Consider the following 9,206-nt stretch of genomic DNA (forward strand, 5'->3'; position numbering starts at 1 on the left):
CGCGCGTCGGGTTCGTTTCGTCGGTGTACTGATTCGTTGGTGTACTGAACGATACAAGGATGCACCTCACCCTGTCTCCTACGTGGCATGGAGACTCTCACCTGCACATTCATTCGGGGTCTTGACTGCCAGGAGATCCGGTGGCAGCGTGTTTGAAACCTCGGATAAATAATCAGTGCCCTGACTAAATGCGGTGCTGGACGCTCGGTAGAGATGGGGCTTCACGGATGGACAAGGTGGTCGCCACAGCCGTTGAGGCCGTGGCCGATGTGCCGGACGGTGCGACGCTCGCCGTGGGCGGGTTCGGACTGAGCGGTGTGCCGAACGTGCTGATCCAGGCTCTGTACGAGCGGGGAATCTCCGGTCTGGGCGTGGTCTCCAACAACTGCGGGGCGATGGAGTCCGGTCTCGCGGTGCTGCTGGCGGCGGGGCGGATCGCCCGGGTGACCGGCTCCTACATCGGCGCGAACAAGGAGTTCGCCCGGCAGTACCTGGCCGGGGAGCTGGAAGTCGAGATGATCCCCCAGGGCACGCTGGCCGAACGGCTGCGCGCGGGCGGGGCCGGGATTCCGGCCTTCTACACCCCCGCCGGGGTGGGCACCCAGGTCGCCGACGGCGGGCTGCCGTGGCGCTACGACGGCTCCGGCGGGGTCGCGGTGGCGTCGCCGCCCAAGGAGGTGCGGGAGTTCGACGGCACCGAGTACGTGCTGGAGCGCGGCATCCGCACCGACTTCGCGCTGGTACGCGCCTGGAAGGGCGACCGGCACGGCAACCTGGTCTTCAACAAGTCCTCCCGCAACTTCAACCCCCTCGCCGCGATGGCCGGGCGCGTGACGATCGCGGAGGTCGAGGAGCTCGTGGAGCCCGGGGAGATCGACCCGGACGCGGTGCACCTGCCGGGAATCTTCGTGCAGCGGGTGGTCGCGCTCACGGCGGAGCAGGCAGGCGCGAAGATGATCGAACGGCGCACGGTTTCCGCGCCCGCGGCACAAGGGACGGTGGGTGCCTGATGGCCTGGACACGCGAGGAGATGGCGGCGCGCGCCGCGCGAGAGCTCCGGGACGGGCAGTACGTCAACCTCGGCATCGGCCTGCCGACGCTGATCCCCAACTACCTCCCCGACGATGTCGAGGTGATCCTGGAGTCGGAGAACGGCATCCTGGGCACCGGCCCCTACCCCACCGACGAACAGGTCGACCCGGACCTGATCAACGCGGGCAAGGAGACCGTCACCGTGCTGCCGGGCGCCTCCTTCTTCGACTCGGCGCTCTCCTTCGGGATGATCCGCGGCGGGCACATCGACGTCGCCGTCCTGGGTGCCATGCAGGTCTCCGCGGCCGGGGACCTCGCCAACTGGGCCATCCCCGGCAAGCTGATCACCGGCATCGGCGGGGCGATGGACCTGGTGCACGGCGCCCGCACCGTCATCGTGGTGATGACGCACACCGCCAAGGACGGCAGCCCGAAGATCCTTCAGGAGTGCGCCCTGCCGCTGACGGGCCAGGCCTGCGTCAACCGGATCATCACCGACCTCGGCGTCCTCGACGTCACCGCCGACGGTCTGCTCCTGGTGGAGTGCGCGCCGGGCGTGAGCATCGAGGACATCATCGCCAAGACCGACGCCAAGCTGACCGTTGCGGAGGACCTGCAGTGAAGGACGTCTACATCGTCGATGCCGTGCGCACGCCGATCGGCCGTTACAACGGCGCCCTGTCGAGCGTGCGCCCGGACGACCTGGCCGCCCACGCCATTCGCGAACTCCTCGCCCGTACACCGAAGTTGGACCCGTCCCGGATCGAGGACGTGTACTTCGGCAACGCCAACGGCGCCGGTGAGGAGAACCGCAACGTGGGCCGGATGGCCGCCCTCCTCGCGGGGCTGCCCACCTCGGTGCCGGGCGTGACCGTCAACCGGCTGTGCGCCTCCGGCCTGGAGGCGGTCATCCAGGCCGCGCGCGCCATCGCGGTCGGCGACGCCCACATCGCGCTCGCGGGCGGGGTGGAGTCCATGACCCGGGCCCCCTACGTACTGCCCAAGAACGACAGGCCCTTCCCCGCCGGGCACGCCGAGCTGTACTCGACCACGCTGGGCTGGCGCATGGTCAACCCGAGGATGGATCCGCAGTGGACGATCCCGCTCGGCGAGTCCGCGGAACTGATCGCCGACAAGCACAAGATCAGCCGCGAGCAGCAGGACGAGTTCGCCCTCAACAGCCACCGCAAGGCGGCCGCCGCCCAGCAGACGGGCCTGTTCGACGCCGAGCTCGCGCCGGTGACGATCCCGCAGCGCAAGGGCGACCCGGTGGTCGTCGGCGCCGACGAGAGCGTACGACCGGACGGCTCCCTGGCGGCGATGGCCAAGCTCAAGCCGTCCTTCCGCACCGAGAACGGAACGGTCACCGCGGGCAACGCCTCCCCCCTCAACGACGGCGCCGCCGCCCTGCTCCTGGTCGACGAGGACGGGCTGAATGCGACCGGCCGCGAACCCCTGGCCCGCGTCTCGGCGACCGGCGTCTCCGCGATCGACCCGCAGTACTTCGGCCTCGCCCCCGTCGAAGCCGTCAACCGAGCCCTGGCCAAGGCGGGCAAGGGATTTGACGACCTGTCAACTCTTGAGCTGAACGAGGCCTTCGCCGCTCAGGTGCTCGGCTGCGTGGCCGAGTGGCCCGAGTTCGACCCCGCGATTCTCAACCCCCGGGGCGGCGCGATCGCCCTGGGCCACCCGCTCGGCGCGTCCGGCGCCCGGCTCGCCGGGACCGTCGCCCACCAACTCGCCCGCCAGGGCGGCGGAGTCGGCGTCGCCGCCCTCTGCATCGGTGTCGGCCAGGGCCTCGCCCTCGTCCTCGAACGCTGAAGGAAGCACCAGGAACCCCCATGACTCTCACACAAGCCGACATCGACCTGGAGATCGCGGCCGAGCACGCCGCGTACGAGAAGCGCCTCGCCGACGGCGCCCCCGTCGAGCACCAGCCGCGCCGCGACTACGCGCCGTACCGCTCCTCGGTGCTGCGGCACCCCAAGCAGCCGCCGATCACCATCGACGTGAGCAAGGACCCGGAGCTGGTGGAGCTGTCCTCCCCCGCCTTCGGGGAGCGGGACATCACCGAGATCGACAACGACCTCACCCGGCAGCACCAGGGCGAGCCGATCGGCGAGCGCATCACCGTCTCCGGACGGGTCCTCGATCGCGACGGGCGCCCCGTCCGCGGTCAGCTGGTCGAGGTCTGGCAGGCGAACTCCGCCGGCCGCTACGCCCACCAGCGCGAGCAGCACGACGCCCCGCTGGACCCGAACTTCACCGGCGTGGGCCGCACGCTGACGGACGACAGCGGCTTCTACCACTTCACCACCGTCCAGCCGGGCCCCTACCCGTGGCGTCAGCACGTCAACGCCTGGCGACCGGCCCACATCCACTTCTCGCTGTTCGGTTCGGCCTTCACACAGCGGCTCGTGACACAGATGTACTTCCCGAGCGACCCGCTGTTCCCCTACGACCCGATCATCCAGTCCGTGACGGACGACGCGGCCCGGCAGCGGCTGGTGGCGACCTACGACCACAGCCTGTCGGTGCCCGAGTTCTCGATGGGCTACCACTGGGACATCGTGCTCGACGGGCCGACCGCCACCTGGATCGAAGAAGGGCGCTGACCCGCCATGACGAAGATCGACACGACCAGGCCGGAGACCGTGCTGCCCACGCCCTCGCACACGGTCGGCCCCTTCTACGGCCACGCGCTGCCCTTCCCCGGCGGCGGTGACATCGCGCCCCTCGGCCACCCGGACACCCTCACCCTGCGCGGATACGTGTACGACGGCGACGGCAATCCGCTGCCGGACGCCTTCCTGGAGCTGTGGGGACCCGACACGGACGGCACCCTGTCCACGGTCGACGGCTCGATCAGGCGCGACGCCGCGACGGGGGGCTATCTGGGCCGCAACGGCGTGGAGTTCACCGGCTGGGGACGCGTGCAGGTCGACGCCAACGGGCACTGGACCGCGCACACTTTGCGGCCCGGAGCACGCGGACACAGCGCGCCGTACATCAGCGTGTGCGTGTTCGCCCGCGGTCTGCTCGTGCACCTGTTCACCCGGATCTACCTGCCGGGCGACGAGGCGGCGCACGCCACGGACCCCTTGCTGTCCCAGCTGGACGAGGAGCGACGCGACACGCTGATCGCCGTACGGGAGGACAGCGGCACGTACCGTTTCGACATCCGCCTTCAGGGCGAAGGCGAAACGGTCTTCCTGGAGTTCGAGTGACCTTCACGTCCGCTCCGTATGCCGACACCGGCCTGCTCGCCCCCGAGTGGGGGCTGTCCGCCGCCGCGTCCGAGACCGGCGACCACGCCTATCTGCGGGCGATGCTCGACGCGGAGGCCGCGCTGACGCGGGCCCAGGCCGCGCTGGGGCTCGCCCCGGCCCAGGCCGCGGCAGCGGTGACCGAGGCAGCCGTTCCGGCGGGCTTCGGCATCCGCTCCCTGGCTGCACGCACCCCGGCCGGTGGCAACCCGGTCATCCCGCTGGTCGCCGACCTGACCGCGGCGGTCGGCGAGGAGTACGGCCCCTACGTCCACCGGGGTGCGACCAGCCAGGACATCATGGACACGGCGACGATGCTGGTCGCCCGGCGCACCCTGGACCTGATCCTCGCCGACCTCGCCCGCACCGCACAGGCACTGGCCCGTTCGGCGGCCGAGCACCGCGACACGGCGATGCCCGGACGCACGCTCACCCAGCACGCCGTACCGACGACGTTCGGGCTGAAGGCGGCCGGCTGGCGCTCACTGGTCCTGGACGCGAGGGACCGCATCACCCGGGTACGGGACGCGCTGCCCGCCCAACTCGGCGGGGCCGCCGGGACCTTGGCGGCCTTCGAGGCGTACGGCGCCGAGGACACCGGCGCGCTGACGGAGGCGTACGCCCTCGAAGTGGGCCTCGCGGCACCGCCGTTGCCCTGGCACACGCTCCGTACACCCGTCGCCGACCTGGCCGGCTGCCTGGCCTTCACGGCGGGGGCGCTGGGCAAGCTCGGCGTGGATGTGCTGACGCTGTCGCGCACCGAGATCGGCGAGGTGGCCGAGGGCAGTGGCGGCGGTTCGTCGACCATGCCGCACAAGGCCAACCCGGTGCGGTCCACGCTCCTCGCGGCGGCCGCCCGGCGGGCCCCGCAGCTCGCGGCCACCCTGTACGGCTCTCTCGCCGCCGAGGACGAGCGGCCGGCCGGGGCCTGGCACGCCGAGTGGGCGCCGCTGCGCGACCTGCTGCGCCTGGTGGGCGGCGCCGCCGGCCATGCCGCCGAGCTCACCGAGGGGCTGCAGGTGCACCCCGCCACGATGCGCCGGAACCTCGACGTGACCCGGGGCCTGATCGTCTCCGAGCGACTGTCCGCGGCGCTGACACCCCTGCTCGGCCGCGCCCGCGCCAAGGAACTGCTCACCGGCCTGGCACGGCGCACCCACACCGAAGGCCGCACGCTCCCCGAACTCCTCGCCGAGGAACCGGAATTGAAGGACGTCGACCTCGACGATCTCACCGACCCCACCCGCTACACCGGCTCCGCCGGGGCCCTCACCGACCGTGCTCTGGAGCGACGTTGACCGACACACTCCTCAACCACCGTGCCGAAGGTCCCGCCTCCGCTCCCCCGCTGTTGCTCGGACCCTCGCTCGGCACCTCCCTCGCCCTGTGGGACCAGGTCGCGCCCGAACTGTCCATCAGCCACCGGGTGGTCCGCTGGGACCTGCCGGGGCACGGTGGCTCCGCGGCCGGCCTGATCGGCCCGGGCGCGACCGTCGGCGACCTCGCCGATCTGGTGCTCGCGCTCGCCGACTCCCTCGGCATCGGGCAATTCGCCTACGCGGGCGTGTCGTTGGGCGGCGCGGTGGGACTGCATCTCGCCGTGCACCACCCTGAGCGGCTGTCGTCCCTGGCGGTGATCTGCTCGTCCGCCCACTTCAACGGCTCGAAGCCGTGGGAGGAGCGGGCGGCTGCCGTACGCGGGGGCGGCCTGGCGGGGCTCGTCGAGTCCGCGAACTCCCGCTGGTTCACGGGTGGTTTCACCGTGCCGCGGCTGGTCGAGGACCAGCGCACCGCGGACCCGGACGCATACGCCGCCTGCTGTGACGCCCTGGCCGCCTTCGACCTCCGCGACCGGCTCCCGGAGATCGCCGCACGCACCCTGCTCATCGCGGGCCGCGAGGACCGGGCGACGCCGCCCCCGCATCTGCGGGAGATCGCGGACGCGGTGCCCGGCGCCACGCTCGTGGAACTTCCCGGGGCTTCTCATCTGGCGCCCGCCCAGTGCCCGGTGGCCGTACTGACCGCGCTGCGGGCCCACCTCACCGGCGGCGCCAAGCGGGGCATGGAGGTGCGGCGCGAGGTGCTCGGCGACGCACACGTGGACCGGGCGCAGGACCGTCAGACGCCCTTCACCGCACGCTTCCAGGACTTCATCTCCCGCTACGCCTGGGGCGAGGTCTGGACCGACCCCACCCTCTCGCGCCGCGAGCGCAGCATGATCACGCTGACGGCGCTGGTCGCGCACGGCCACTACGACGAGCTGGCCATGCATGTACGGGCGGCGCGGCGCAACGGGCTCACCCCGGAGGAGATCGGCGCCGTACTCCTGCAGACCGCGGTGTACTGCGGGGTTCCGGCGGCGAACTCGGCGTTCGCGACGGCGCAGCGGGTGCTGGCCGAGGAGGACGGCAGCGGAGGGTGATCCTGGTGGTCGTAGCTTCAGCAGCATCTCGCGGACGCCTCCGCCGTATGCCTACGGTGGAAACATGTCCACCATCCTGATCACCGGTTCCACCTCCGGCCTCGGCCGTCACGTCGCCTTCGAACTGGTCCGCGCCGGGCACACCGTCCTCGCGCACGGCCGCGACCCGGGCCGCACCGAGCGGCTCGTCGACGAACTGCGCGCCGAGGGCGACGCCCGGGGATTCGTCGCCGATCTGGCTTCGCTGGCCCAGGTCGGCGAGCTGGGTCAACAGGTTGCCGCGGCGCACCCGGACCTGAACGTACTGATCAACAACGCCGGTGTGGGCAGCGGAGCACGCGGCGAGGACCGTGAGCTGAGCTCCGACGGCCATGAACTGCGCCTGGCGGTCAACTACTTGGCCCCCGTCGCCCTCACCCACGCTCTCCTGCCCGTGCTGCGCGCGAACTCCCCCGCCCGCATCGTCAACGTCGGTTCCGCGGGCCAGGAGCCGCTGGACTTCGACGACCCGGAGCTGACCCGCGGCTACAACGGCGTCTCGGCGTACTGCCGCAGCAAGTTCGCACTCGCCGCCCACACGTTCTCGCTCGCCGAGGAGCTGGCGGGCAGCGGCGTCTCGGTGAACGTCCTCCACCCGGCCACGTACATGGACACGACGATGGTCCGCGAGGCAGGTATCAGCCCGTGGTCCACCGTCGCCGACGGCGCGGCGGGCGTACTGGCCCTGGCCGGCCAGGAGTTGGGGACCGGCCGGTACTACGACGGTACGAGCCCGTCGCGGGCGCACGCGGAGACGTACGACCCCGAGGTCCGGGGACGCCTGGCGGCGGTCACGGATCAGCTCCTCAAGAGCTGAACCAGCTCCGGGGCGTGCGTCACCGCAGCCCGCGCCCCGTCGCCAGCACCTCTTCCGCCTTGACCACCAGACCGTCCGCGCCGCACGAACGCGCCAGTGCCAGGCCCTTGTTGAGCTCGGAGACGGACCGCGCGGCGATGCCGTACTCGACGCGTGCTGCCGCGTGTTCGTACTGGCAGGGGGAGGCTTCCAGATAGGCGACCGCCTGGGTGGCCAGCCGTACCGCCTGCTGGCCGGTGGCCAGGGCCGCGGCGCAGCGCAGGGCCTCGCCGATGGCCGTGTCGGTTCCGAAGCGCTCGGCCTGGCGGCGGGCGTCGGCGGCGAGGGCGGCGGCACGCGGCGGGTCGTCGTGGGCGAGCGCCCGGGCGAGGTCCACGGCCCAGGGCGCCAGCACCGTGTTGTGGTGACCGCGGGCGGCGGCCTCCTTCTCGGCCACCTCCAGTTCGTTGACGCCTTCCTTCGTGCGGCCGACGGCGAGCAGCAGCCGGCCGCGTACGGAGCGGGTGTCCGGCAGGACGATCGTGGACGGGTAGGGCGGGGCGAAGCCGTACCGCTCGGCGATCTCCGCGGCCTCGTCGACATGGCCGCGGGCGAGCAGGGTGTCGACGAGTCCGCAGGTCGCGGACCAGTACAGGGGCAGCCCGCGGCCGACGCGCTCGGCCAGCCGCAATGACTCGCGCAGGATGGTCTCGGCGTCCCTGAGACGGCCCTGCCTGCGGTAGGCGAGGCCGAGGAACGCGTGGGCGAGCGCGAGGTGGCCGCCGCTCCACCCGGCGGTCGTGTAGGCGCGCAGGGCTTCGTTGAAGAGGCTCTCCGCGCGCTCCAGCCGGTCGGCGTAGGCGTACGAACTGCCCAGCATCATGAGGAGTTCGATGCCCCACTCGGTGTCGGTCCAGCCGAGTCCGGGGGCGAGGCGTCCGTTGACCAGGGCGCGGTCGCAGAGTTCCACGACCTCCTCGGCGCTCTCGCCGCGGGTCATCGCGTCGAAACCGCGCAGTATGAGCAGTGCGCGTTCGGAGTTGTCGCGGCCGGTGCACGTCCTTACGAGTTCGGCAAGGCTGCGCGAGCGGTTCGGGGAGTGCTCCTCCCCGGCGTGGATGCCCTCCCACATGTAGTGCACGGCCTGCAGCCGCATGCGGGCGGGGCCCGGTGCGAGGCGGGCGGCCTCGGCGTCGACCGTGCGGACGGCCTCGTCCAGCTGGTCGTTGTGCAGCAGGGCCTGGGAGAGGCGGAAGACCGCGTCCACCCGCAGGTCGCCTTCGAGGCCCGGCCGTTCCAGGGCGGCGCGCAAGTGGCCGATCGTGGTGGCGGGCGCCGTCAGCAGGGTGGCACAGCCCAACTCGTAGAGCACGCGCGCGTGGACCTCGGGAAGCGGCGGCTCGTCGAGGGCACGCTCCAGACAGCGCCGCGCCGCGTCGGGTGCGCCGACGGCGAGGTGTTCGCGGGCGGCCTCGCGCATCTGCTCGACCAGCTCGGGGTCGTCGTCCGGGTGCACTTCGAGGAGGTGGCGGGCGGCGGGGGGGGGGCCGCGGGCCCGCGCGGGGTGCGCCCCCGCGGCCGGGGCGGGGCGGGGGGGGGGGGGCGCGGGGGGGGGGGTGCGGTGGTGGGGATGTGGTCCCGGGGGAACAGC

The 9,206-nt window shown here is 72.1% G+C and carries 8 protein-coding genes and 1 pseudogene; 8 read left to right on the plus strand and 1 reads right to left on the minus strand.

Annotated features, from left to right (window positions below):
* The first annotated feature begins 227 nt into the window (after positions 1-227).
* The 8 genes from ABZS97_RS31420 to ABZS97_RS31455 all read left to right on the plus strand — a co-directional run bounded on the left by ABZS97_RS31420 (position 228) and on the right by ABZS97_RS31455 (position 7,576).
* Entirely contained in the window at positions 228-1,010 is a 783-nt protein-coding gene (locus ABZS97_RS31420; protein ID WP_356143139.1) for a CoA transferase subunit A, read from the plus strand.
* Positions 1,010-1,654: a CoA transferase subunit B gene (locus ABZS97_RS31425; RefSeq protein ID WP_356143141.1), complete on the plus strand. Its 645-nt coding sequence runs from the start codon at positions 1,010-1,012 to the stop codon at positions 1,652-1,654. Before ABZS97_RS31420 ends, ABZS97_RS31425 begins: the two co-directional genes overlap by 1 nt.
* Complete coding sequence (locus ABZS97_RS31430) at positions 1,651-2,853, plus strand: thiolase family protein (protein WP_356143143.1); 1,203 nt, start codon at positions 1,651-1,653, stop codon at positions 2,851-2,853. Before ABZS97_RS31425 ends, ABZS97_RS31430 begins: the two co-directional genes overlap by 4 nt.
* Positions 2,854-2,873: 20 nt before the next feature.
* Positions 2,874-3,647: a protocatechuate 3,4-dioxygenase subunit beta gene (gene pcaH, locus ABZS97_RS31435; protein ID WP_356143145.1), complete on the plus strand. Its 774-nt coding sequence runs from the start codon at positions 2,874-2,876 to the stop codon at positions 3,645-3,647.
* Between the two features lie 6 nt (positions 3,648-3,653).
* On the plus strand, positions 3,654-4,259 hold the full coding sequence (gene pcaG, locus ABZS97_RS31440) for a protocatechuate 3,4-dioxygenase subunit alpha (RefSeq protein ID WP_356143147.1): 606 nt from the start codon (positions 3,654-3,656) through the stop codon (positions 4,257-4,259).
* A complete protein-coding gene (pcaB, locus tag ABZS97_RS31445) occupies positions 4,256-5,596 on the plus strand; it encodes a 3-carboxy-cis,cis-muconate cycloisomerase (RefSeq protein WP_356143148.1) in 1,341 nt (446 codons plus the stop codon). Before pcaG ends, pcaB begins: the two co-directional genes overlap by 4 nt.
* Positions 5,593-6,720 (plus strand): 3-oxoadipate enol-lactonase, encoded by a 1,128-nt coding sequence (pcaD, locus tag ABZS97_RS31450; protein WP_356143150.1) that lies wholly within the window; start codon positions 5,593-5,595, stop codon positions 6,718-6,720. The genes pcaB and pcaD overlap by 4 nt, the downstream gene beginning before the upstream one ends.
* A 64-nt stretch (positions 6,721-6,784) precedes the next feature.
* The gene (locus ABZS97_RS31455) at positions 6,785-7,576 is read left to right on the plus strand and encodes an SDR family NAD(P)-dependent oxidoreductase (RefSeq protein WP_356143151.1); all 792 of its coding nucleotides are present in this window, start codon (positions 6,785-6,787) and stop codon (positions 7,574-7,576) included.
* 19 nt (positions 7,577-7,595) lie between these two features.
* Here ABZS97_RS31455 and ABZS97_RS31460 read toward each other — a convergent pair.
* Positions 7,596-9,092 (minus strand): annotated as a pseudogene (locus ABZS97_RS31460) (tetratricopeptide repeat protein); the annotation flags it as partial.
* Between the last annotated feature and the right edge of the window lie 114 nt (positions 9,093-9,206).

This window comes from Streptomyces sp. NPDC005485 (genome assembly GCF_040606085.1).
Classification (GTDB): Bacteria; Actinomycetota; Actinomycetes; order Streptomycetales; family Streptomycetaceae; genus Streptomyces.

Coding starts and splice junctions, on each gene's coding strand:
- ABZS97_RS31425 (WP_356143141.1), top strand. CDS start 1,010: ATGGCCTGGACACGCGAGGAGATGGCGGCGCGCGCCGCGCGAGAGCTC.
- ABZS97_RS31420 (WP_356143139.1), top strand. CDS start 228: ATGGACAAGGTGGTCGCCACAGCCGTTGAGGCCGTGGCCGATGTGCCG.
- pcaH (WP_356143145.1), top strand. CDS start 2,874: ATGACTCTCACACAAGCCGACATCGACCTGGAGATCGCGGCCGAGCAC.
- ABZS97_RS31455 (WP_356143151.1), top strand. CDS start 6,785: ATGTCCACCATCCTGATCACCGGTTCCACCTCCGGCCTCGGCCGTCAC.
- pcaG (WP_356143147.1), top strand. CDS start 3,654: ATGACGAAGATCGACACGACCAGGCCGGAGACCGTGCTGCCCACGCCC.